Consider the following 21,574-nt stretch of genomic DNA (forward strand, 5'->3'; position numbering starts at 1 on the left):
TGTCAGAGCCGGACTGGCTTGCCGGCCTCGCGGCGGCGCTCCTCCCACTCTTCCTGGGTTTGTGCGGCCTGTTCTCCGGCCATGGAGCCGATGATCTCGAAATAATCCGAGGCAAATTCATCGGCCATCACCTGGTCACGGGGTTTTACCTTCACCACGTAAACGCTTTGTACGTTCTGGTGATCAAACTCGCGCCAGTACTGCTCGTCTTTCAGGAAACTGTAGCGGTGGCCTTCCAGTGCCCGGATCACATCGGCAGTATTCGTGGTGCCGGCACGCTCAACCGCTTCCTTGTACTGGTACACAATACTGTAGGCCGAGGCCGCAGAGGAAGAGGGACGCATTTCATAGCGGGCAGAGAAGGCTTCAACAAACTCCTTGCCGCGGGGGTAGTTGTTCTCGTACGGCAGGGTCCATACCCAGGGTGCGCCGCCAATCACACCTTCCATCATCGCCGGGCCCACCTGCCGGGCCATGCCCAGGGTCAGGTTGGGAACCACCACCTGCATGCGCTTGGTCAAACCCATTTCATAGGCCACCTGCAGCGCGCGCACCATGTCGTCGCCAAACAGTACCATCATCAGCACCTTGGCGTCAGATTCGGCAGCCTGTTCCAGGGCCTTGCGGAAGTCGGTAATCAGTGCCCGGGGAAACGGGGTTTTGACGCCCGGGTGGCGTTCGGTGTCCTGGGTATTGGAAAACTGGCGAACGGACTCTTCCACTGACCAGCCCCAGGTGTAGTCCGAGGTGATGTAGAAGTAATCGTCGTTTGCGTGGTTCTGGTTCAGGTAATCGCCCAGTGCCTTGGCGGTCATCCAGGCATTGTATGGCTCCCGGAACATGAACCGGTGGCCTTCACTGCCGGTGGTGGCGTTGGAATAGGTGAGGGTGCCGAAGTAAATGCGGTTCCTGTCGCGGGCGGCCTTGCCTGAGGCGATGGCAACGGCGCTGGATACACCGCCAAACACCATCTGAACACCTTCCTGGTCAATCATTTCGGCGGTGTTGCGGGCGCCTTTTTCCGGCTCGCCGCGGGTGTTGCGGATGACCAGTTCCAGTGGTTGCCCCAGCACACCGCCGGCCTGGTTGATTTCCTCAACCGCAAGGTAGGCAGCCAGGCGTTGTTGCAGGCCTTGGTTTTTGTAGCGTCCCGTTTCCGGGTAGTTAAGACCGATCTTGAGAGATTCGGCGGAAACAGTGGCGCTGCCGAGCAAAAGCAGACATGCCGAGAGCAGGAAAGTCCTGAAAGTCATTGCAGATTGGCCTCCGGTTTAGGGTTCGCACAGCCTATTCTTGTTTTATGTCAGGCTGAAGTAATAGCGTAGTTTCTGCCCGGGGCTTTGAGGCAACAATGGGACTAAAGTGTAAAACGCCCGCTAATTCGCGGGCGCTTGATTTGCGTCAGTTTACGGGGTTATTGCCGTTGCCGGTTTGCGGGGTTATCGACGGCTTTCGGGTTGAAAAGCTGGTATCCGTCACGGCCACTTTGCTTGGCCTGGTACATCGCAATGTCTGCGCCATTAAGTAATTCTTCGCTGGTCTTGCCGTCACCCGGATACAGGCTGATACCGATACTGGTGCTCACTGCAAGGTGGTGGCCATTGATAACGTAGTCTGGGGCAGACGCCCTGACCAGCCTTTCTGCAACGTTCAGGACGGCTTCGGGGCTTTTTACCTCCGGCAGCAGGATAATAAACTCGTCTCCGCCCAGCCTGGCGAGGGTATCGTCTTCCCGAAGGCAACTACGCACCCTTGCAGTGAACTGTACCAGTAATTCGTCACCTGTCGCGTGGCCGAGGCGATCGTTCACGTCCTTGAATTTGTCCAGGTCCATGAACATGACAGCCAGTAACTGTTTGGTTCGATGAGCATGTCGGATGGCGTGGTCCAGGCGGTCTTCAAGCAGCCGCCGGTTGGGGACCCCGGTCAGGGCATCGTAATAGGCAAGCTGGCGGATTTGTTCTTCGTTTTTGCGGTTCTGGGTAATATCCGTAAACAGGCCGGCATAATGGGTAGCGTTGTCGTTGTCATCGGTGATTGCGGTAATGGTCAGCAATTCCAGGTAAAGCTCGCCGGTTTTACGCCGGTTCCAGATTTCACCGCGCCAGTATCCGTGGTGTTCAAGAGACTGCCACAGACGTGTGTAAAATTCTGAATCGTGGCGGCCGGAGGAAAGAACTTCCGGTGTGCGGCCGATCACTTCTTCCGGGCTGTAGCCTGTGAGGTGCGTAAAGGCCGGATTCACGAACTCGATTCGGGCATTTTTGTCGGTCACCATGATGCCTTCGAATGACGATTCAATAACACGTTCTGCCAGCTGCAGGGTCCGGCTCGACCGGGCAAGGGCTTTGTCGCGCTGTTCGAGTGCCTGCCGAAGGTCATCCAGGTACATTTGCTCGGCACCCGACAGCATATCGTTGTAACCGATCAGCCCGATGATTGCCCCTGTTTGGTCCAGCACACCGAGATGGCGAATGCGGTGGTCCAGCAACAAATCACGGGCGTGGATGAGCGGATCTTCTTCCTTCGCGGTAACCAGCGGGCGGGACGCTAATTCGCCAATACGGGTATTGCTGGTATGCCTGGCGATGAAGCGAACCATATCGCGCTCGGTGACAATACCAAAGCCGTCCTCACCGAAATTGACCACCACTGCGTCGGCTCCCCGGCGGTGCATCAGGTCGGCCACCTGGGCCAGGGGCAGCGATTCAGGTACGACTGCCGGTAAATGCGGAATGGCTGCGCCAACTTCCCTCAAGCGCAGATAGGGTTCCAATCCCTGATTCAGGGCCAGGTCTGTACGGGAAATAATGCCAACGGGTTGGCCGTCTTCGTCGGTAACCAGGGCATGTCGCTGGTTCTGGTTTTTTAGCCTGATTGCCGCCTGGGCAGTATCCATGGTGGCAGGTAACGACAGCACCGGCGATCTCATCACCGAGCGGACCGGTTGGCTGAACTGGTCCGGATCGGCGAAGTTGATGGCCAGGGCATCCCGTTCCGTCCATATTCCGACCACGGTGTTGTCCTGGCTGATCAAAATGGAACTGACCGAATTCTCCGCCATCCGCGCTGCGGCTTCGGAAATCACCGTTTCCGGACTGCATTGAAGCAGGAGGCCACTGTGCATGATCTGGGATACGGGAATTGGTTGCCCCATGTGTGCTCCTGTTGTCGATGCCGGAAGTTCCTGAATTATATCAATGTCCGGCGTCGGCTGCTTTTACTTTCACGTAACTGCCAGGGGCATCTTCAATGACCTCGAGTTTTCCTTCGCCGGGCTGTCGGGCCGGCACCTGGTCGCCTTCATAGCCGGCAATCCATTCCCGCCAGTATGGCCACCAGGAGCCCGGATGCTGCTCCGCACCGGAGAACCAGGCGTCCGGATCTTCCGGCAGGGTGTTGTTGGTCCAGAAGCCATATTTTTTTTTGTAGGGCGGGTTGATCACACCGGCGATGTGCCCGGAACCGGACAGGACAAAGCGGACATCGCCGCCGTAAGCGTGTGCCCCGTGGTAAGTGGTTTTCCACTTGGCGATGTGGTCCTGTCGCGCCGACAGGAAGAACGATGGCACCCGGATTTCCGACAGGTTGATGGTTTCGCCGTTCATGGTCAGGGCATCCGGCTGCACCAGCCGGTTATGCAGGTACATTTCCCGCAGATAGTAACTGTGCATTCTGGACGGCAGGTTGGTGCCGTCGGTGTTCCAGTACAGCAGGTCAAAGGCGGCGGGTTTCAGGCCTTTGAGGTAGTTGTTGGTCCAGTACGACCAGAACAGGTCGTTCTCGCGCAGCAGGTTAAACGTGAAGGCCATGGCCCGGCCATCCAGGTAGCCCTTGCGCTCCATGGCCCGCTCGATGCCACGGATGGAGTGATCGTTGATGAATACGCCGATGCCGCCGGGATCCGAGAAGTCCAGCAGGGTGGTCAGATAGGTGGTGCTGATGATCGGGTTACGGTTCTTCTTCTCCAGCCAGGCCATGGTAGAGCCCAGCAGGGTGCCGCCAATGCAGTAGCCGATGGCGTTCATCTGCTCTTCGCCGGTGGCCTCTGTTACCGCATCGATCGCCGCGAGGGGGCCGAGCTTCATGTAATCATCCCAGCCGGTCTCTTTCTGGGCCGGTCCCGGGTTACGCCAGGACACTACAAACACCGTCTGGCCCTGGCTCACGAGCCAGCGGATAAACGAGTTGCGCTCGGTCAGATCCAGTATGTAGAACTTGTTGATCCAGGGCGGGATGACCAGCAGCGGCCGCTGCGCTACCGTCCTGGTGGTGGGTGTGTACTGGATCAGCTGCATCAATTCGTTCTGGTACACCACCTTGCCCGGTGTGGTGGCCAGGTTGCCGCCGACTTCAAAAGCCGAACGGTCGGTCATCCCAACATTGAACAGGCCGGGGTTCTGGCGCAGGTCTTCCACCAGGTTACGGGCGCCATCCACCAGGTTCATCCCCTTGCGTTCCCAGGTAATGCGCAGTACTTCCGGGTTGGTCAGGGGGTAGTTGGAGGGCGACAGGGCGCTGGTCAGTTGCCGGGCATAGAACATCATCTGGTCCCGGGCGGGGCCGGGCAGGCCCTCCATGTTTTCTACCCAGTTCAGGAACGCGCCGGAATTGATCAGGTATACCTGCTGAAGCACATCGAAAGGCACATGCTTGCGCCAGTCGTCAGCCAGGAAGCGACGATCGTCGGATTCCGGAACGGCTACCGGCTCTGGCTGTTTGCCGGTCAGCCGGCTGAAAGTGTAACGGGCGAGGCCCAGATGCCTTTTGCCCAGCTCGATCTCGGCGCTGGCAAAGCGAAGCGGATGCAGCAGCAAGTCTTCGGCCATGGCACGATAGGCGTCTGACATTTCGCTGAGGGTGGACAGCTTGGCGTGGTCTACCATGCCGGTGTCGCCCAGCCATTGTTCCAGTTGCTGCTGGCCCTGACGCACGTTGTCGTCAAAGGTTTTCATCATCTGCTTTGCGGTTTTACTGATGTAGTCCATACCCAGCATCGAGGTTCTCCTTGCCACGGATACAAAAAGGCCGGAGCGTCGCAGACGTTCCGGCCCGGCCGGTCATTCAGGGTGTCAGGCAGCGGTTTTGCTGTTGCTGCCTTTACCGGTGGCCGGTGTTTTTTCCGCTGTGTTATCAGCCGGTTTTGCCTCGAACACCTGCTGCAGTTGCTCGCGGGTTTCGTTGGCGTAGTCCTGCCAGGCCTTCCAGTCTGCAGATACCTGCTCGCTGATGGTTTTCAGGGTTTCGGCCTGGTCTGTGGTCAGGGTTTTCAGGCTTTCGAGGTCGCGTACCTCGGCCATCTTCCGGGCCTGTTCCATGGCAACATCGGCATAGCGGCGGAACGCTTCCATCTGCATTTCCGCAGCTTTGCCGAACTGGTTGAACAGGGTTTCATTGAGGCGGTTGGCTTTTTCGAACAGCTCATTGTTCATGGGGTACAACTCCTTTGTAGTTGGAATGACTGGAATCCTCAGTCTAACTTTATATGCGTGACACCATTTTGACAGGCATCAAATGCCGTTCCAGCATATTCTTTAGTCTGGAATTTGTAACCTTACAGTGGAGAAAACCATGAGCAGTCGCAAATCCGAACTGGAAACCCTGAAAGCCGAACTCGAAGCACGGCTGGCCCGTTATAAGGCGCACCAGCACCGTGAGGGCGGGGCGCTTGACAAGGATTTTGAAGAGCAGGCCACGCAAACCCAGAATGACGAAGTGGTCGATTCACTGGAAGTGGAAACCCGCGCCGAACTGGTACAGATTGCCCATGCACTGGAGCGGATCGACAGCGGAGCAGGGGACGAATGCGAAAAATGCGGTGAGCAGATCGATCCGCGCCGGCTTCAGGTGTTGCCTTATACCACCGTTTGTGTAGATTGCGCCGACAACTGAATTCCGTCAAACACTGAGTGGTAAAGATGACACAGAACCCCGCTGGATCAGAACCGAAGCAAGGATTGCCCAAAAGCCAGGTCATTGGTTTGTTTCTTGGCGCCGCTTTCCTGCTGGTTACCCTGCTGGTGCCGGCGCCGGAGACGATGGGTCCGAAGGCCTGGGCCGCCCTGGGCATGATGCTGATGATGGCCACCTGGTGGTCTACCGAAGCCATTCCCATTCCGGCTACCTCCCTGTTGCCGATTGTGCTGATACCGGCGCTGGGGTTGGGAAGTATCAGCCAGGCCACATCGCCCTACGCTAATCCGATTATCTTCCTGTTCCTGGGCGGGTTCACCCTCGGCCTGGCCATGCAGAAGTGGAACCTGCACCGCCGGATTGCGTTGCTGACCTTGCGGGCGATGGGGGACAAGCCGAAACGGCAGATTGCCGGGTTCATGCTGGCGACGGCCTTCCTGAGCATGTGGGTGAGCAACACTGCCACGGCAATCATGATGCTGCCGATCGGCTTGTCGGTCATCGGCATGATGGATGACAGCAATCCGGACGGGGTTCGCCGTTATGCCACGGCCTTGCTGCTGGCCATCGCCTATTCCGCCAGCGTGGGTGGTATTGCCACCCTGATTGGCACGCCGCCCAATGCCTTGCTGGCGGCTTACCTGAGCGAAAACCAGGGTATTTCCGTGGGCTTTGCCCAATGGATGCTACTCGGTGTGCCGGTGACGGTGGTGATGCTGACATTGACCTGGTGGTGGCTGACCCGCAAGGACTTCGGCATTGAAGGCGCCCGGGAAAGCGGCCAGATGATTCGGGACGAACTGGCCGCGCTCGGCCCCATGAGCAAGGGTGAAAAGCTGGTTGCACTGGTGTTTGTGGTGACGGCGTCGCTGTGGATTTTCCGGCCTTTGCTCTCTGGCAGCATTGCGCCCTGGTTGAGTGACACCGGTATTGCCATTGCTGCAGCGATTGCCATGTTCCTGATTCCGGTAAGCACCCGGGACAGGAGCTTCGTGCTGGACTGGGATTCGGCTAACCGCCTGCCCTGGGGCGTGCTGCTGCTGTTTGGTGGCGGCCTGGCCATGGCGGGCGTGATCAGCAGTTCCGGACTGGCCGAGTGGATTGCCGAGAGCATGGGCGTGGCTGGCACCTTGCCGGTACTGGTGATGATGATCCTGGTGGCTGGGGTGATTATCTTCCTCACCGAGGTGACCAGTAACACCGCTACAGCGGCGGCGTTCCTGCCGCTGCTGGGTGCCCTGGCGATGTCGCAGGACGTCTCTCCGCTGCTGTTGACGGTGCCGGCTGCCATTGCCGCCAGCTGTGCCTTCATGATGCCGGTGGCCACGCCGCCGAACGCCATCGTGTTCTCCAGTGGCCACATGAAGATTTCCGATATGATCAGGGCCGGTTTTGCGCTCAATATCATGGGTATTGTGGTGGTAACCCTGATTACCTACGCGCTGCTCGGAACCGTTTTCTCAATGTGATTCAGGGCCGGATGCTTTCCGGCCTTTCCCTCCCTTGAACCAGTTCTCAGTACTGTCGCTGCTGGCCCCGCCTGCAGCGACAGATTTGAGGCACAGTTATCTTTAAGCCCGATTCGATTTCGGTATCTTACGGTTACAACATGTAACGCCGACGTTGCACATCCAAGAAAGTTGCACATCCAATAAAAACAGGAACTTTGCAAAATGCTGCTGGTGCTGGCCGGATCCCTTCTCACATTCGCCATGGTGCAGGAAGCCACCGAGGTAGAGCCGTTCGAGCCGGGCACCATCGTGCTGGAGCACAAGGTGGATGCGAGCCCGGTTGAGCAACGCTCTGATGTGCGGGTGGAGCCCCTGGTCGAGCAGAAGTTCCGGAACATCGTGCGACAGGCCTACGACTACAGCTGTGGCAGTGCGGCACTGACCACGGTCCTCAATTTCTATCTTGGCCGGACCCTCTCTGAACGGCAGGTGATGGAAGGGCTGCTGCACTACGGCGAGAGCGATCGCATCGTCCAGCGCCGGGCCTTTTCCATGCTCGATATGAAGCGCCTGGTGACGGCTTTGGGTTATCCCTCTGGCGGCTTCAAGGCCGAGATTGACGACCTGATGGAGCTGGATCACCCGGCTATCGTGCCCATCGACCACGCCGGCTTCAAACACTTCGTAGTGCTCCGGACCATCCGGGATGACCGGGTTTACCTGGCCGACCCCGCCGTCGGCAATATTTCCTTTACCGTGGCCCAGTTCCAGGAGAAGTGGGACGACAACGTGCTGTTCATTGTCTTCCCGGGCAGCGACAAGCCGCTGGACAACCTCGAACTGAAAGAGGAAGACCTGCGCTTTGTAGCCGACCAGACCATGACACTGCTGGCTATCCAACAGATGCCGGCGTTCGCCGAATCCACAGAAAGACGCGTCCAGAACTTGCTGGAACGCCAGAAGAACAATCCTGACGGTAGCGTTGAGAATACCCGTAAACAGCTTTACTACCGTCGAAACTAATTTTCCGGGCGGTTTTCCCCGGATCAGGAATAAAACCAATAAGAGTAGGGAGTCAGGATGAATCGTTGGTTAGTGCGAGGTTTTATCCTTGTTTCCGCGGCCGGTGTGCTTCCGGGCATGGCGATGGCCCAGGACGGAAATGTTGACCAGGCGCGGGAAGCCCTGTCACGCCAGGAAGGTGATGAAGATTCCACCAAGCAGCTCGAGGAAGTGTTCCTGGCTGCCGAGAAGAACTATTCGTTGCAGAAGAAGGGATCTCACTACCTGAACTATTCCTTCGACTATTCCTACACCGGGGATCAGCGCCTGGACCTGGCCATTACCAATGGTTCGGTGCGCAATCTGGATGTGGTGCCGTCAGCTACCCATAACTTCACCAATGCCTTTTCCTACGACTACGGCTTGCTGGACAACCTTACGGTTGGTACCCGGGTACCGCTGGTGGTCAAGTACGATACCGAGGACGAGCTGAATGTTTACGACTTCGGCGACATCTCCTTTACGGCCCGCTGGCAGCCCTTTGCCTACGTACCCGGCAAGGCATCGGCTACCTTCTTTGGCACCCTGAACAGCAAGACTGGTGTCAGCCCCTACGAGATCGACATCAAGGAACAGCTGTCTACCGGTAGCGGTTATTACTCCGTTGGTGGCGGCCTGAGTATGTCCAAGGTGCTGGACCCGGTGGTGGTGTTCGGTTCGCTCAGTGCAACCTACAACCTGACCGAAGACGGCCTGGAACAGGTTCGTGGTGCCCGCCTGCTCGAGAAGGTGGAGCCCGGCTTTGGTCTCTCCGGCTCCGCGGGCTTTGCCTATTCACTGTCTTATGACATTTCCCTGAGTATCTCGGCCCAGGTCAGCTACAGCGACCAGACCGTTCTGACCTTCTCCAACGGCGACCAGGCCGTAGCCCAGGACCAGATGACGGGCTTCCTGAGCATGTCGCTGGGTACCCGGGTCAGTGATATGACCATCGTAAACACCAGTCTGGGGATTGGCCTGACCGAAGATGCCCCGGATTTCTCTCTGGGTATATCCCTGCCCATTAATTTCTCCGGCCTCAAAGAGTGATTGGAGCTGCAGACGTTTCACGGGAAGGGAAGATTTTCATGGGACAACCTAGTCAAAAGCGACGCATTCTGGGAGCGCTGATCGCGGCAAGCCTGTCCGGCGGTGCCCAGGCGCAGCTGACCCAGAACCTGACGCTGCACCCCAAGGCACTGGCACTGGGGAACGCGGTCACCGCCGATCCCCCGGGTTTGATGGCCATTCACTACAACCCGGCAGGCCTCACCAAGCTGGATGGTCGCCAGCTTGAAGTCAACGTGTTGAGTATCTACCTGGATATTGATGCCGACTTCATTGCGGATGAAGACTACGAGATTTTCGGTATCAAAGGCCTGGAAACAGACCCCCTGACCGGCAAGCAGCGGGACCCGGTGGCCAATACTCGCAGCCACACCAACAACGTCGCCCTGTACGTTCCCGGGTATGGCATTCTGCGGTTGCCGCCGGGGCCGGCGGTAGCGCCCTCTGCGGGTATCAGTATCAAGCCACCCGGCTCAAAGCTGACCTTTGCCAACGCGTTCTATATGCCGATGGCCGCGGGTTTTTACCGGGAGAAAGACGATCCCGGCCGTTACCAGCCCCAGGCCGCAACGCTTCAGCGGACAACCTATCTTTCCCCCACGGTTGGCTATGAGATAAACGATGAATGGTCGGTGGGTGCCGGTATTCACCTGTCCCATTTCGGGTTTGCGGCAGACCAGTACATGCGGGCGCCGAACATGCTGATTGGTGTGGCAGAGGTTCTGCAAGACGCCTTCAACTGTGAAAGCGGTGACGAACCCCTGCAACCCTGGCTGGCCCTGTGTGGCGGTAATGTGGGCCCCTGGGACGATATCGGCGCGATGAACCTGAACCTGCAGGAAACCATCTCGCCCACCTACGCCCTGGGTGTCATGTGGGAGCCCACGGACTGGTTCCGCTGGGGTGCCAGCTACACCTCCGAAGCGGACATGAACCTGAAAGGCCAGTTCGAGATCCAGTACACCGATGACTGGTCCGGGTTCTGGCAAAGCGTTAACGGCTCAGTGCTGGGGGCCATCACCTCGGCTATTCTGAGCCTGCCTTCCGGTGCCCCCCGGGAGGCCGGTAACGTCAGTATGGACCTGGTGTATCCGCAGCATTTCCAGACAGGGATCAGCGTGGATGTACACCCGCTGCTCACCCTGAACGCCGACATCGGCTGGACCGACTTTGCCCAGTGGGACGCCTTCGAATTCAAGTTCGACCGCAAGCTGGAGTTCCTGAACGCTGCCCGGATTTTGTCGCCGGACAACGCCACACCAGACAGCCTGCGCCTGCCGCTGGGCTACAAAAGCCAGTGGAACTGGGCCTTTGGTGCGGAACTGCATGTGTCTTCCCGGCTTGACCTGCGCGCCGGTGTCGAGATAAGGGACTCGGTGATTCCCGATGACCAGCGCTCGATCATGGCGCCGTTCGGCGGAGCCAACCTGTACAGCGTAGGGCTGGGGTATCGCTGGGACAAAGACACGGAAATCGACCTGAACCTGTCTTACCTGCAGTCTATCGAGACTATTCCGGCAGACAGCAGCTGTAACGTAAACTGTGACAACATCACCAATATCATTTACAACCCCTATGCGGACCTGGAGATCAAGACCTCGCTGCGGGTTGTGATGGCGGGGCTGAGTTTCCGTACCAAATTCTGATGCAGTCCGGGGAGTAGTTTGTCATGGTTCTGATGCGATCCGTCCGGTTGGCAGGCTGTGTCCTGGCAGTGGCCCTGTCGGCGGGCTGCCAGTTGGGTGGAACCCCCATCGAGCAGCGGGACGGTTACTTCACCTGGGTAGACGAACAGGGCCAGGTACGTTACTCCCGCATTCCCGAAACAGAATCCGAATCCGAAAGTCCGGAAAGCGAAGATGTTGCCGAGACTGCGGGCTTACCTCCCAAGAGGGCACTGGGCGAGCCCGATGCTGCCAGCAAGCTTGAGGATGCCGGCGACTACACCACCGAAAACTACCCGGATGGCGAAGAGCTGGCCCGGGACGGTTTTATCCGGCCGGGCCAGCGGCAGCCCTATTACACCTGGCGAGATGCCGACGGCATTGTCCGGGTCAGCTATTACAAGCCCGATACCCGCACCGAGCGGCAACGTAACCCGGACATGGCGCCACTGAACCTGACCCCCGCCAGCGTTTACCTGCCCCGGCAGGAATCCGGAGAGGCCGAGCCCGTAGCCGGCCATGATCCGGATGCCTTTGCCGTCCTCGGCATCGAGCGTGAACCGGAGAACGTGTTGACCACCTTTGCCGGCAACTGCTGTGAAGCGTTATCCAACAAGGAGTTCGAGCACTGGCAGGAGGGAAGGGAGTTCGGGGTTCGTATCACCGAAGATTCCCCGGTTTATGATTTCAGCAGTGGCGAGTCCGCCTTCCAGTTGGTGGCCTTGCCCTCCGGTGAGTTTACCCATGGCTTTGTAACGCGCCTGCGCTCCTACGCCCACAAGGGCGTGTTCGTGCCTACACTGGCGTTTCTGGATCGGGATTTTCGCCCGGTTCGCCTGATTACTGACCTGGTGATGGATTATTATCCGGAAACCTGGCGTAAGCGGGGCTACCTGGAAGCCTGGGTGCCGGTATTTCCGGGGCAGGGTGAGCGTTGGTTATTGGTGATCACCCGTAGCGAAGACCTGCGCGCGCAAACCGTGTATGACGCCGATCACGGCCCCGTGGCGATTCCCCATGTGCCTTACGGTGAACTCGGCTTGACCACCTTCGAAGAGTAAGGGATCAGTCTTCCGGAGCGTCCAGGTTCAGCCATTGCTGGGATAGCCAGTAGTAGCGGCCATCACCTGCCGGGTGGGTACAGTTATAGCGAAAACGCCGGCTGTCGAATGCCTTAGGTGCCTTCACCGAGACCCGATTGCCGGTTGTCCGGAATTCGATGCGGCCCTGGCCGGAGGCAAAGCAGGTGAGCCGGTCTGCGGTCAGTTTTTCCCCCAGTTCGAACACCAGTTCCGGCGGGTTGGTTTCCAGTACGCCGTCGGGTAACTCGCTGGCAAGCACCGGGAAGGCCTTGCTCAGCAACTTGTCTTTCAGGCTTCCAAGCTGGCCAAAGCTGTTCGCCATGGGAAAACGGGGCAGTCGTGTGCTGTGGGAATAGCGGCCAATCGCCCCGGACTGTTGCCCGAATCCCAGCCAGCCTCTGGCTTCCAGTTTGCCCTCCAGTTTTTCGTCGAACTCACCGTAGGGGTAGGCAAACATCGGCTCCTCCACCCCGAGCCTGGTTTTCAGCGTGCCCTGGGCCTGGTCCAGGCTGTGCTCTGTCCGCTTGTGCCATTGCGCTTCGGGTTCACCGGGCTTGCGCGCCAGGTGGCCGTGGTCAGTGCTGTGGTTGGCAATGGTCACCTGTTCACCGGTGGCCAGCTCCTGTAACTGTTCCCAGCTCATGTAGCCCCGGCTGCCGATGGCGTCGGTGTTCACGAAGATGGTGTAGGGCAGGCCATGACGTTCAAGCAACGGGGAGGCGTTTTGATAGACCGACTCGTAGGCATCGTCAAAGGTGATGGCAACACGGCTGCTGTCATCCTCACCGGCCAGCGCCTGCCGGGTTGCGGGCAGCAGTGGCACAACCTCAAGGTTCAGGTCCCTGATCATGTCCAGCTGGGCTTCAAACAACGAGCGGGAGGTGCTGGTGGCCGGAGGCGTATGGTCCGCCACATGGTGATACTGCAGCACAACAAGGTCGGCAAGGGCGTGGGGTGCGGAGGCAGTCAGGCCAAGAATGGCCGCGGCTGCGAATCGGTTGAGTCGAGTCATGTCAGTCTATTGCCGGGTAAAGTGACGTTTGAGGACGGAAAACGCCCGGTTCAGCTCCTGGATATCTTCTGTGCGCCCGCCGCGATCCGGATGGGCTTGCATCACCCGCCGGCGGAATCGCTGCTTCACGGTATCGAAGTCGCCGGGCAGTGTATCAAAGCCGAGCACCTGCGCGGCTTCCTGAACGTCCTCCGGGCTGCCGGCCAGTGTTACGCCAGCCAGGAAACGCTCCATCATGCCCCGGATATCGTGGCCGGACAGGAAGTACCGGGACAGATCCAGGTAAAAGCTTCTGAGTGGATCTTCTTCTGCCGGCAGGGCCCGGGTATTGCCGGAGCCGGTGGTCAAAATACATAATCGAAGCGGGGAAATCACCAGTGTTTCCCCGGCCTGGGCCAGCTCCGATTGCAGCCGGTAAAGGGCATGGAACAGCAGGAAGTGCACAGGATAGAGCGCGGTCGGGTCGCTGAAGGTGACGGGCTCGATGAGTTGCCAGCGCGGGCTTTGTAAGGCACGGATCAAAGCCAGTTCTGTCAGCCCGGAAGCCCCCGCCGCCCGAAGTTCATGTTCGGCAGCCACCTGCAGGTGATCGGCCTGCTGCTCAAGCCAGGCGAGCTGATCGCGGCTGATCGGGGATTGATCCGGTCGGGCGGAAGGTGCGGGTGTATTCATGGCGGCCATGGTATGACACTCTGCCAGCACGTGAAAGCACAGGAGTTGAGGGAAGTGGCGTGCGGCGCACTTAGGAAAGTACCGAGCGCGGGGCCCCTGTCACTCGGCAATCGGGGCGCGTATAATTGCCGCCTCATTTACCTTGCAAGTGTGCCAACAGAATGTCCGAAGCCATGATCGCCAATGCCGAGCAGGCGCCGATGTCCGAGCAGGAGCGTCGCCAGAAACTGGAGCTGAACAAACTGCAGAAACGGCTGCGCCGGGACGTGGGGCAGGCCATTGCCGACTTCTCGATGATCGAAGCAGGCGACAAGGTGATGTGTTGCCTGTCTGGCGGCAAGGATTCCTACGCCATGCTGGATATTCTGCTGAACCTGCAGAAAAGCGCGCCGGTACGTTTCGAGCTGATTGCCGTCAACCTGGATCAGAAGCAGCCGGGCTTCCCGGAAGAGATCCTGCCTGAGTACCTGAAGTCGCTGGGTATCGAATACCACATCATCGAGAAAGACACCTACAGCATCGTCAAAGAGAAAGTGCCTGAGGGCAAGACGACCTGTGGCCTGTGTTCCCGCCTGCGGCGAGGCATTCTCTACAACTTTGCCGAAGAGCACGGTGTTACCAAGATCGCCCTGGGCCATCACCGCGATGACATGCTGGAAACCCTGTTCCTGAACATGTTCTATGGCGGCAAGCTGAAATCCATGCCCCCGGTTCTTCACAGCGACGACGGCCGTAACACGGTCATCCGCCCGCTGGCCTATGCCCGGGAGAAGGATATTGCCCGCTATGCGGGACTGCGGAATTTTCCCATCATTCCCTGCAACCTGTGCGGTTCCCAGGAAAACCTCCAGCGGCAGGTGATCAAGGAAATGTTCCAGGCCTGGGACAAGCAGCATCCGGGGCGGCTGGAAACCATGTTCCGGGCCCTGTGCAACGTCGAGCCATCGCACCTGGCGGATCCAAACCTGTACGACTTCAAGGAAGGCAAGCGGCTGGGCGGCAAGCGCCAGGCGGTGGTGCGGTCTGCGGAGCCGGAACAGGACTTCGGCCGGCTGGACGTGCTGAATCTCTGATCAGCCAGCAACCGTCGGCCGTTGGATCAGTGCATCAACAAGGCCTGGAACGGTAGCGTCCACAAGCCGAACAGTATCAGCAGGACACCGCTGATCTTGCGGAAGCCCTGATTGCTCTTGATGCCGCGAATCCAGTTGGCGGCGTAGCCGGTGGCCAGCATCGAGGGCAGGGTGCCCAGGCCGAAGAAAAACATGGTCAGGGCGGCGGCCGGCACCGTTGGCTGAAGCGCCGCCCAGCCCAGCGTGCTGTACACCAGTCCGCAGGGCAACCAGCCCCACAGAGCCCCCAGGGCCAGCGCCTGGCCGGCATTATTGACCGGAATAAAACGTTTGGTCAGCGGCGATAACGCCTTCCAGACCGGTGTCCCCACCCTTTCAACAAAGCGTATGCCCTGCCACCACTGGCCCATGGAAAGACCCATGAAAATCAGCAGCAGGCCGGCTATGGTCATCAGCAGCAAGCCGGCCCAGCGCCATTGGCTGGCGGCCTGGGTGCTCAGCAGGGCCACGAGGGTGGCGATCAGGGCGTAACTGCCAATCCTGCCGAAATTGAAGGCCAACAGCAGTAGTGTCTGGCGCAGGCGAAACCCTTTGCCGACCGGCAACGCCATCGACAGCGAAGCGCTGATTCCCCCGCACATGCCCAGGCAATGGGTGCTGCCCAGCAAGCCGATAACGAAGGCGCTCGAATAGCTCAGGTAAAGTTCCGGCTGCATGGTTCCGGTCAGGCCTTGTTATCGGGGTTTTGGTCAGAATCCCCGGTGCTGGCCTGTCCTTCCTGATCCGCTTTTTTGTCAGTGCGGGCATCATCCGGAATCATGTCTTTATCGTCGTCATACAGAATGCGATGGGCCGGCCCGTCCAGGTCGTCATACTGGCCATTCTTGACGGCCCAGGAGAACAGGAACACGCCCAGGGCCACCAGAAGCAGCATCAGGGGGACCAGGAACATGACAATGTGCACGACAACCTCCTTGCATGGGGAATGCGACAGGTGTTTCAGGCCTTCCGGCTAAGGCGCAGGGCGTTAAGCACCACAATGAGTGAGCTGGCAGACATGCCGATCGCGGCCAGCCAAGGCGCCACCAGCCCTGCGGCAGCCAGGGGCAGCGCACAGACATTGTACCCGAAAGCCCAGATCATATTCTGGCGGATAATCCGGCGGGTCTGCCGGCTGGTGTTGAGAGCCTCCACCAGCTGGTAAAGCTGGCCGTTCAGCAGGACCGCATCGGCTTTGAGCTGGGTCAGGTCGGCGGCAGTGCCCATGGCCACCGAAATACCGGCGCCGGCCATGGAGGGCAGGTCGTTCAGGCCGTCGCCCACCATCATCACCCGGTGGCCCTCGGTCCGGAGCTGATCCAGCACCTCCAGTTTCTGCTCCGGCGAGGCTTCTCCGATCGCCCGGTCGATCCCCAGCATTTGCGCGACGGTCTGCACGTGGCCGGATCGGTCACCGCTGAGCAGGATGGTCTGGATACCGGCGTCCTGCAGGGCGCGCACGGCTTTGCCGGCATCGTCCCGAACCTGGTCATCCAGCTGGAAGCTGGCCAGCCACTCGGTATCGCTGGCAAGCCAGATCTCCATGCCTCTGGTGGGGGCCGACTCCGGCTCGGGTGCCTGGGTGTGGCCGGCTACAAAACTCTTGTGGCCGATATACACCGGCTGGCCATTGTAGATGCCGGATAAGCCGCCGCCCAGGTGGTTGGTTACGTCGCTAACCGGAACAGACGCCAGGCTGTGAAACACCTTGGCAATCGGGTGTTCCGAATGCTTCTCCAGCCCGGCTGCAAGTTTCAGGGCACTTGCCTGGTCCATGCCGCCGAACTGTTGCTGGCCACTGAGGCTGAGTTCGCCCCGGGTCAGGGTACCGGTTTTGTCGAACACCACCGTGTCGATGGTGTTCATGGATTCCAGCGTGTGGCCCCGGGTAGGCAGGAAGCCGAGTTTGCGCAGGCGCACGGTGGCGGAGGTAATTGCCGTGGGCGTAGCCAGTGACAGGGCGCACGGGCAGGTGACCACCAGAACCGACAGGGTGATATCGAACGCGTTATCGGCGCCGGCCAGCCACCATCCGATCCAGACGACTGGCGCCAGGATCAATACACGGCCAACGAATTTGCCGGCAATGCGGTCGGCCATCCGGGCCACTGGCGGTTTCTCGGACTGGACCCGGTCCAGCACCCGCAGGATTCCGGACAGCCGCGTGTGGGCGCCGGCCTTGATTACTCGGACATCCAGCGGATTCTCGCCGTTGACGCTGCCGGCATGGACCGCGTCACCCGGGCGACGGGTTTCGGGTAGATACTCGCCGGTCAGAGCAGCTTCGTTCAGGGTCGATTCACCGGAAACAATTTCACCATCCACCGGCAGTGTTTCCCCGGGGCGTACCCGGACAATGTCGCCGGCCTTAACCCGGTGCATCGGCACGATATCGGCGTGGCCTTCCTTTACCAGTGCGGCGACTGATGGCTGGAACCCGGCTAGTGCATTGCCGGTGAGCCCCGCCCGGTATCGCGCCTGCACTTCCACGTACCGGCCCAGCAGCAGGAAGAAGGTAAACATGCAGACCGATTCGAAATACACCTCGTGGCCGCCGAACACGGTAATCCAGGCGCTGGCGGCATAGGCCAGGCCGATGGCAATGGCTACCGGCACGTCCATGGTCAGGTGTCGGGATTGCAGGTCGCGCCGGGCGTTACGGAAAAACGGCCGGGCGCTGTAGAACACCACGGGGGTGGCCACCAGCAGGCTGAACCAGCGGAAGAAGCTGACAAAATCGTTGGACAGGTCGTTGATCAGTTCGAAGTACAGCGGAAACGCGAGCATCATGCTCTGGAAGGTGCCAATGCCTGCCACCGCAAGCCGGATCAACATGGAACGGTGTTCAGCCTTCAGGGCCTGTTCTGCTTCGTCTGCCTGGTAGGGGCGGGCGGTGTAGCCCAGCTCATGGATGGCGATGAGCAGGTCGCTCAGGCGGGTCTGATCCTGCGCCCAGACCAGCCTGGCGCGCTGGGTGGTGTGGTTAACCGTGAAGCTCAGCACACCCGGTTGCTGCTTCATGTGGTTTTCCAGCAGCCAGATACAGGCTGCGCAGGTAATCCCGCCAATCAGCAGCTGGGCTTCCTGTCCCGCTTTGACGGGCGAAACAAAGGATTGTTGTACCAGCGGATGGTCCAGCTCCCTCAGGCGCTCAACCTCGGCACGGGTGAGTTCCCGGGGCGTGACGGCTGGTTCGGTACGGAAGTCATAAAAACCGGTCAGACCTTCCTGGTGGATGGTCTGACACACGGCTTTGCAGCCCTGGCAGCAGAAATGCTGTTGTGTTCCGTTCAGGTCCAGCGTGATCGGAGGATCACCGTCCGCTGGCTCTCCGCAATGGAAACAATTCAGGGCGGTCACCCTTGGGCGTTGCCTTTCGCATCAATGGTGATTGGAGAGGAAGAGGGCAGGCGCACTTCGCCTTTTACCCGCCAGTCGTTGTCCGGACCCTGCAGGTCGTAATACCAGCGGCCACTGACCTGCTCAAACAGCTGGCCACGGTACTCTCCGGGGGCCACACGGGTGAACTGAACGGTTTTGTCCTGGCCGGACAGGGTCGGGTGATACAGGTTGAACACCAGGTACGGATAGTCTGCCGCACCGTCAGCGGTATCCAGCATCAGGGTGGCAGATTTGTCCTGCAGGCTCAGTTCGCCGGCCAGCTGCAGTTCAGCGGCGCGCTCGTCCCGGGCGATGGACATATTGATGCCCCGGCCTTCCTTGGAGTAATCGTCTGACACCATGGAGTTGTCCAGGCTGGAAGACACTACCAGGGTGGTGATCCCCCACATGATCGACGCCAGCGGGAAAATGGTCAGAAACCAGAACCAGGGCTGGCGGTACCAGGGTGCAACAGGTGCGTTATCAGTCATTACTCTTCAATCTCGGATGATGGCTTTAGACCCGCGCACGGGTCGTTAACGGGGCCTTGGACCAACAAAACGGCTTTCAGTTTCCAGGTTCAGGGACGGATCTGTCTCTGATTCTGCAAAGAAGCGAATGGTGTTGTTGGATTCAACAATAGACTCCGGCGGAACGTCCACAACCGTCGGCAGGGAGCGATTCTCGCCACTGCTGATGGTAAAGGTGGTTTCGGTCAGAATCCGGATACCTTCCATGCCGTCAACGCTCAGTTCGAAAGTTTGGGGCACTTCCGACATGTTCTGGATCTTCACCGTGTAGGAGTTCTCTACCCGGCCTTCGCCGTTGAAGCTGAATAGTGCGCCACGGTCCCGCAGTACGTCCATCTTGGCCGGTACACGGGTAGCCACGGTAAAGATCATCGCACCGATCATCAGCAGCAGTACCGCACCGTAACCGAAGGTACGCGGACGCAGCAGCTTGGAGGTCTTGCCTTCCAGTTCGTTCTCGGTGGTGTAGCGAATCAGCCCTCTCGGGTAATTCATCTTATCCATGACTTCGTCGCAGGCATCAATACACAGCGCACAGCCGATGCACTCGTATTGCAGGCCGTCACGGATATCGATGCCGGTAGGGCACACCTGCACACACTGCTCGCAATCGATACAGTCGCCAAGGCCTACCTCTTCAGGCGCGACGCCTTTCTTGCGCTTGCCGCGAGGCTCGCCCCGGTTCGGGTCGTAGGAGACGACCCGGGTGTTGGGGTCAAACATCACCGACTGGAACCGGGCATACGGGCACATGTACAGGCAGACCTGCTCACGCATCCAGCCGGCGTTCAGGTAGGTGGCAACGGTGAAGAAGGCAACCCAGAAATAGGCCCAGCCGTTGGCCTGCAGGGTGAACAGGTCCACGATCAGTTCGCGGATCGGGTAGAAGTAGCCAACAAAGGTGACGCCGGTGGCAAAGGCAACAAACAGCCACAGTGCGTGTTTGATGGTTCTTTTGGTGACCTTTTCCCGGGAGTTGGGGGCCTTGTCGAGTTTCATCCGCTTGTTGCGGCTGCCTTCCACCTTTTCTTCAATCCACATGAAGATAAAGGTCCACACGGTTTGCGGGCAGGTGTAACCACACCAGACACGGCCAAACAGGGTGGTGATGAAGAACAGGCCGAAGGCGCTGATAATCAGCATGCCCGAGAGCAGGAAGAAATCTTTCGGGAAGAAGGTGATGCCGTAAAGGTGGAACTCGCGAGCCGGCAGGTCAAAGTGGATCAGGGGCTGGCCGTCCAGTGTGAGCCAGACAAACAGGAAATACATGCCCATGAGCACGGTCAGGCTGACGTTCCGGATTCTCTGGAAAAAGCCTTTTACCTCCTTCACGTAAATCTTTTCACGACTTGCGTAGAGGTCAACGGTTTCTGCTTTCTTGTTTTTGTTGTTCGAGGGATCGGAGGATGGGTCAACCTGCTTGACAGGAATCTCGTTACTCATGGGTACCTCCCGGTATAGGGTAAAGCTGGGAGCGGGCCTCGGCGGGTCTGCTGATCTTCTCAAGCCTGTACCCGCGAGGGCAGATACAGGGTTGAAAAGACCGGGCCAGGGCTAACCTGGCCGGGTCTGACTCAGTTTGACAGGCTGTAAACGTAAGCCGCCAGAATCTGAATCTGGTCGCCGGTCAGACGACCTTCCTGTGCGGGCATCTGGTTCTGGCGACCGTTAACCACGGTCTCCTTGATCCACTCGTAGGTGGAACCATACAGCCACACGTTGTCGGTCAGGTTCGGGGCACCCATGGCTGCCATGCCGGTACCGTCGGCACCGTGACAGGCCACGCACGCCTGGGCGAACACCTGCTCACCGGCCTTCGCTGCTTCGGCGTCCAGTTCACGGCCGCTGAAGCTCAGAACGTAGTTAACCACCTGGTCAACCTGCTCGTTGGTCATGTTCGGCATGGTTCCTTTCGGAGTCATGTTGCCGTTACGACCCTTGGCGATGCTGTGCAGGATCTGGTCCGGCTCGCCGCCCCACAGCCAGTCGTCGTCAGTCAGGTTGGGGAAGCCCACCTGGCCGCGAGCGGCAGTGCCGTGGCATACGGAACAGTTGTTGGCGAACAGGCGCTGGCCGATTTTCATGGCGTCTTCGTCCTGGGCCAGTTCCGGAATGGCGGTGTTACCGTACTGGGCATAGATTTCGCCGTATTTCTCGTCAGCCTCGGCAACTTCTGCTTCCCACTGGTTAGTAGAAGTCCAGCCCAGCAGGCCTTTGTAGTTACCCAGGCCCGGGTACAGGGCCAGGTAGCCCAGGGCGAATACGCAGGTCGCGATGAAGAGGTAGAACCACCACTTCGGCAGCGGATTGTCGTATTCCTCGATGCCGTCAAAGGCATGGCCCATAGTGCGGTCAGTTTCAGTGTCGGTTGTCTGGCCCTTGCGGGTTGCCCAAAGCAGCCACCAGCAGCCGAACACAGTACCGAGCACGATCACAGTGACCCAGATGCTCCAGAAGGTACTCATTGTTTTTTCTCCGTTTTATCCTGTTCGAGAGTACGCTTGTCCACTTCTTCGTCGTCGAAGGGGAGGTGAGCCGCTTCCTCATTGGCCTTCTTGCGGTGGGCGCTGTAGGCCCACCACACGATGCCGAGAAAAACGGCCATTACCAGAAAGGTGTGAATTCCGCGTAACTCATTGATATCCATT

The 21,574-nt window shown here is 59.1% G+C and carries 20 protein-coding genes; 7 read left to right on the forward strand and 13 right to left on the reverse strand.

The window, feature by feature from the left end:
• Positions 1-2: 2 nt before the first annotated feature.
• The 4 genes from H3Z84_RS01100 to H3Z84_RS01115 form a co-directional block, all read right to left on the reverse strand.
• Positions 3-1,253 (reverse strand): ABC transporter substrate-binding protein, encoded by a 1,251-nt coding sequence (locus H3Z84_RS01100; protein WP_199455952.1) that lies wholly within the window; start codon positions 1,251-1,253, stop codon positions 3-5.
• Positions 1,254-1,414: 161 nt separating this feature from the next.
• On the reverse strand, positions 1,415-3,157 hold the full coding sequence (locus H3Z84_RS01105) for a diguanylate cyclase domain-containing protein (RefSeq protein ID WP_199455953.1): 1,743 nt from the start codon (positions 3,155-3,157) through the stop codon (positions 1,415-1,417).
• A gap of 40 nt (positions 3,158-3,197) precedes the next feature.
• A complete protein-coding gene (locus H3Z84_RS01110) occupies positions 3,198-4,997 on the reverse strand; it encodes a PHA/PHB synthase family protein (RefSeq protein ID WP_199455954.1) in 1,800 nt (599 codons plus the stop codon).
• Positions 4,998-5,072: 75 nt separating this feature from the next.
• Positions 5,073-5,432, reverse strand: coding sequence for a phasin family protein (locus tag H3Z84_RS01115; RefSeq protein ID WP_094624211.1), 360 nt, complete (start codon positions 5,430-5,432; stop codon positions 5,073-5,075).
• A 139-nt stretch (positions 5,433-5,571) separates the two neighbouring features.
• On the opposite strand from H3Z84_RS01115, the gene H3Z84_RS01120 reads away from it, so the two are divergent.
• The 6 genes from H3Z84_RS01120 (at position 5,572) to H3Z84_RS01145 (ending at position 12,198) form a co-directional block, all read left to right on the forward strand.
• A complete protein-coding gene (locus H3Z84_RS01120) occupies positions 5,572-5,892 on the forward strand; it encodes a TraR/DksA family transcriptional regulator (RefSeq protein WP_199455955.1) in 321 nt (106 codons plus the stop codon).
• 26 nt (positions 5,893-5,918) lie between these two features.
• Positions 5,919-7,382: an SLC13 family permease gene (locus H3Z84_RS01125; protein WP_199455956.1), complete on the forward strand. Its 1,464-nt coding sequence runs from the start codon at positions 5,919-5,921 to the stop codon at positions 7,380-7,382.
• 204 nt (positions 7,383-7,586) lie between these two features.
• Positions 7,587-8,387, forward strand: a complete 801-nt coding sequence (locus H3Z84_RS01130; RefSeq protein WP_199455957.1) for a C39 family peptidase — start codon at positions 7,587-7,589, stop codon at positions 8,385-8,387.
• A gap of 57 nt (positions 8,388-8,444) precedes the next feature.
• On the forward strand, positions 8,445-9,455 hold the full coding sequence (locus H3Z84_RS01135) for a transporter (protein WP_199455958.1): 1,011 nt from the start codon (positions 8,445-8,447) through the stop codon (positions 9,453-9,455).
• Between the two features lie 38 nt (positions 9,456-9,493).
• Positions 9,494-11,119, forward strand: coding sequence for an OmpP1/FadL family transporter (locus H3Z84_RS01140; protein ID WP_199455959.1), 1,626 nt, complete (start codon positions 9,494-9,496; stop codon positions 11,117-11,119).
• Positions 11,120-11,142: 23 nt separating this feature from the next.
• Positions 11,143-12,198 carry a MalM family protein gene (locus H3Z84_RS01145; RefSeq protein ID WP_199455960.1) on the forward strand — a complete coding sequence of 352 codons (1,056 nt, stop codon included), beginning with the start codon at positions 11,143-11,145 and terminating at the stop codon, positions 12,196-12,198.
• Positions 12,199-12,202: 4 nt separating this feature from the next.
• Here the strand turns inward: H3Z84_RS01145 and H3Z84_RS01150 are convergent, their stop codons facing one another.
• Both H3Z84_RS01150 and H3Z84_RS01155 read right to left on the reverse strand, forming a co-directional pair.
• Complete coding sequence (locus H3Z84_RS01150; protein WP_199455961.1) at positions 12,203-13,231, reverse strand: polysaccharide deacetylase family protein; 1,029 nt, start codon at positions 13,229-13,231, stop codon at positions 12,203-12,205.
• A gap of 6 nt (positions 13,232-13,237) precedes the next feature.
• The gene (locus tag H3Z84_RS01155; RefSeq protein WP_199455962.1) at positions 13,238-13,912 is read right to left on the reverse strand and encodes a DNA-J related domain-containing protein; all 675 of its coding nucleotides are present in this window, start codon (positions 13,910-13,912) and stop codon (positions 13,238-13,240) included.
• A 191-nt stretch (positions 13,913-14,103) separates the two neighbouring features.
• Between H3Z84_RS01155 and ttcA the strand changes: the two genes are divergently transcribed.
• Positions 14,104-14,976, forward strand: coding sequence for a tRNA 2-thiocytidine(32) synthetase TtcA (gene ttcA, locus H3Z84_RS01160; protein WP_228285840.1), 873 nt, complete (start codon positions 14,104-14,106; stop codon positions 14,974-14,976).
• Positions 14,977-15,002: 26 nt separating this feature from the next.
• On the opposite strand, the gene H3Z84_RS01165 is transcribed toward ttcA, so the two are convergent.
• The 7 genes from H3Z84_RS01165 to H3Z84_RS01195 all read right to left on the reverse strand — a co-directional run bounded on the left by H3Z84_RS01165 (position 15,003) and on the right by H3Z84_RS01195 (position 21,573).
• Entirely contained in the window at positions 15,003-15,692 is a 690-nt protein-coding gene (locus tag H3Z84_RS01165) for a sulfite exporter TauE/SafE family protein (RefSeq protein WP_022988022.1), read from the reverse strand.
• Positions 15,693-15,700: 8 nt separating this feature from the next.
• The gene (gene ccoS, locus H3Z84_RS01170) at positions 15,701-15,940 is read right to left on the reverse strand and encodes a cbb3-type cytochrome oxidase assembly protein CcoS (RefSeq protein WP_022988021.1); all 240 of its coding nucleotides are present in this window, start codon (positions 15,938-15,940) and stop codon (positions 15,701-15,703) included.
• Positions 15,941-15,975: 35 nt separating this feature from the next.
• A complete protein-coding gene (locus H3Z84_RS01175; RefSeq protein WP_199455964.1) occupies positions 15,976-18,375 on the reverse strand; it encodes a heavy metal translocating P-type ATPase in 2,400 nt (799 codons plus the stop codon).
• Positions 18,372-18,887, reverse strand: a complete 516-nt coding sequence (locus tag H3Z84_RS01180) for a FixH family protein (protein WP_022988019.1) — start codon at positions 18,885-18,887, stop codon at positions 18,372-18,374. The genes H3Z84_RS01175 and H3Z84_RS01180 overlap by 4 nt, the downstream gene beginning before the upstream one ends.
• Before the next feature lie 45 nt (positions 18,888-18,932).
• Positions 18,933-20,369 (reverse strand): cytochrome c oxidase accessory protein CcoG, encoded by a 1,437-nt coding sequence (ccoG, locus tag H3Z84_RS01185; RefSeq protein WP_199455965.1) that lies wholly within the window; start codon positions 20,367-20,369, stop codon positions 18,933-18,935.
• Between the two features lie 131 nt (positions 20,370-20,500).
• The gene (gene ccoP, locus H3Z84_RS01190; RefSeq protein WP_199455966.1) at positions 20,501-21,391 is read right to left on the reverse strand and encodes a cytochrome-c oxidase, cbb3-type subunit III; all 891 of its coding nucleotides are present in this window, start codon (positions 21,389-21,391) and stop codon (positions 20,501-20,503) included.
• Positions 21,388-21,573 (reverse strand): CcoQ/FixQ family Cbb3-type cytochrome c oxidase assembly chaperone, encoded by a 186-nt coding sequence (locus H3Z84_RS01195; RefSeq protein WP_022988016.1) that lies wholly within the window; start codon positions 21,571-21,573, stop codon positions 21,388-21,390. The genes ccoP and H3Z84_RS01195 overlap by 4 nt, the downstream gene beginning before the upstream one ends.
• Between the last annotated feature and the right edge of the window lies 1 nt (position 21,574).

The organism is Marinobacter sp. bablab_jr003 (genome assembly GCF_016464245.1).
Lineage (GTDB): Bacteria > Pseudomonadota > Gammaproteobacteria > Pseudomonadales > Oleiphilaceae > Marinobacter > Marinobacter vinifirmus.

What these genes read in the sequence shown, in the direction of transcription:
- ttcA (WP_228285840.1), top strand. Translation starts at nt 14,104, where the DNA reads ATGTCCGAGCAGGAGCGTCGCCAGAAACTGGAGCTGAACAAACTGCAG.
- H3Z84_RS01155 (WP_199455962.1), bottom strand. Translation starts at nt 13,912, where the DNA reads ATGGCCGCCATGAATACACCCGCACCTTCCGCCCGACCGGATCAATCC.
- H3Z84_RS01150 (WP_199455961.1), bottom strand. Translation starts at nt 13,231, where the DNA reads ATGACTCGACTCAACCGATTCGCAGCCGCGGCCATTCTTGGCCTGACT.
- ccoP (WP_199455966.1), bottom strand. Translation starts at nt 21,391, where the DNA reads ATGAGTACCTTCTGGAGCATCTGGGTCACTGTGATCGTGCTCGGTACT.
- H3Z84_RS01100 (WP_199455952.1), bottom strand. Translation starts at nt 1,253, where the DNA reads ATGACTTTCAGGACTTTCCTGCTCTCGGCATGTCTGCTTTTGCTCGGC.
- H3Z84_RS01110 (WP_199455954.1), bottom strand. Translation starts at nt 4,997, where the DNA reads ATGCTGGGTATGGACTACATCAGTAAAACCGCAAAGCAGATGATGAAA.
- H3Z84_RS01125 (WP_199455956.1), top strand. Translation starts at nt 5,919, where the DNA reads ATGACACAGAACCCCGCTGGATCAGAACCGAAGCAAGGATTGCCCAAA.
- ccoG (WP_199455965.1), bottom strand. Translation starts at nt 20,369, where the DNA reads ATGAGTAACGAGATTCCTGTCAAGCAGGTTGACCCATCCTCCGATCCC.
- H3Z84_RS01140 (WP_199455959.1), top strand. Translation starts at nt 9,494, where the DNA reads ATGGGACAACCTAGTCAAAAGCGACGCATTCTGGGAGCGCTGATCGCG.
- H3Z84_RS01180 (WP_022988019.1), bottom strand. Translation starts at nt 18,887, where the DNA reads ATGACTGATAACGCACCTGTTGCACCCTGGTACCGCCAGCCCTGGTTC.
- H3Z84_RS01135 (WP_199455958.1), top strand. Translation starts at nt 8,445, where the DNA reads ATGAATCGTTGGTTAGTGCGAGGTTTTATCCTTGTTTCCGCGGCCGGT.
- H3Z84_RS01145 (WP_199455960.1), top strand. Translation starts at nt 11,143, where the DNA reads ATGGTTCTGATGCGATCCGTCCGGTTGGCAGGCTGTGTCCTGGCAGTG.
- H3Z84_RS01195 (WP_022988016.1), bottom strand. Translation starts at nt 21,573, where the DNA reads ATGGATATCAATGAGTTACGCGGAATTCACACCTTTCTGGTAATGGCC.
- H3Z84_RS01115 (WP_094624211.1), bottom strand. Translation starts at nt 5,432, where the DNA reads ATGAACAATGAGCTGTTCGAAAAAGCCAACCGCCTCAATGAAACCCTG.
- H3Z84_RS01105 (WP_199455953.1), bottom strand. Translation starts at nt 3,157, where the DNA reads ATGGGGCAACCAATTCCCGTATCCCAGATCATGCACAGTGGCCTCCTG.
- H3Z84_RS01165 (WP_022988022.1), bottom strand. Translation starts at nt 15,692, where the DNA reads ATGCAGCCGGAACTTTACCTGAGCTATTCGAGCGCCTTCGTTATCGGC.
- H3Z84_RS01120 (WP_199455955.1), top strand. Translation starts at nt 5,572, where the DNA reads ATGAGCAGTCGCAAATCCGAACTGGAAACCCTGAAAGCCGAACTCGAA.
- H3Z84_RS01130 (WP_199455957.1), top strand. Translation starts at nt 7,587, where the DNA reads ATGCTGCTGGTGCTGGCCGGATCCCTTCTCACATTCGCCATGGTGCAG.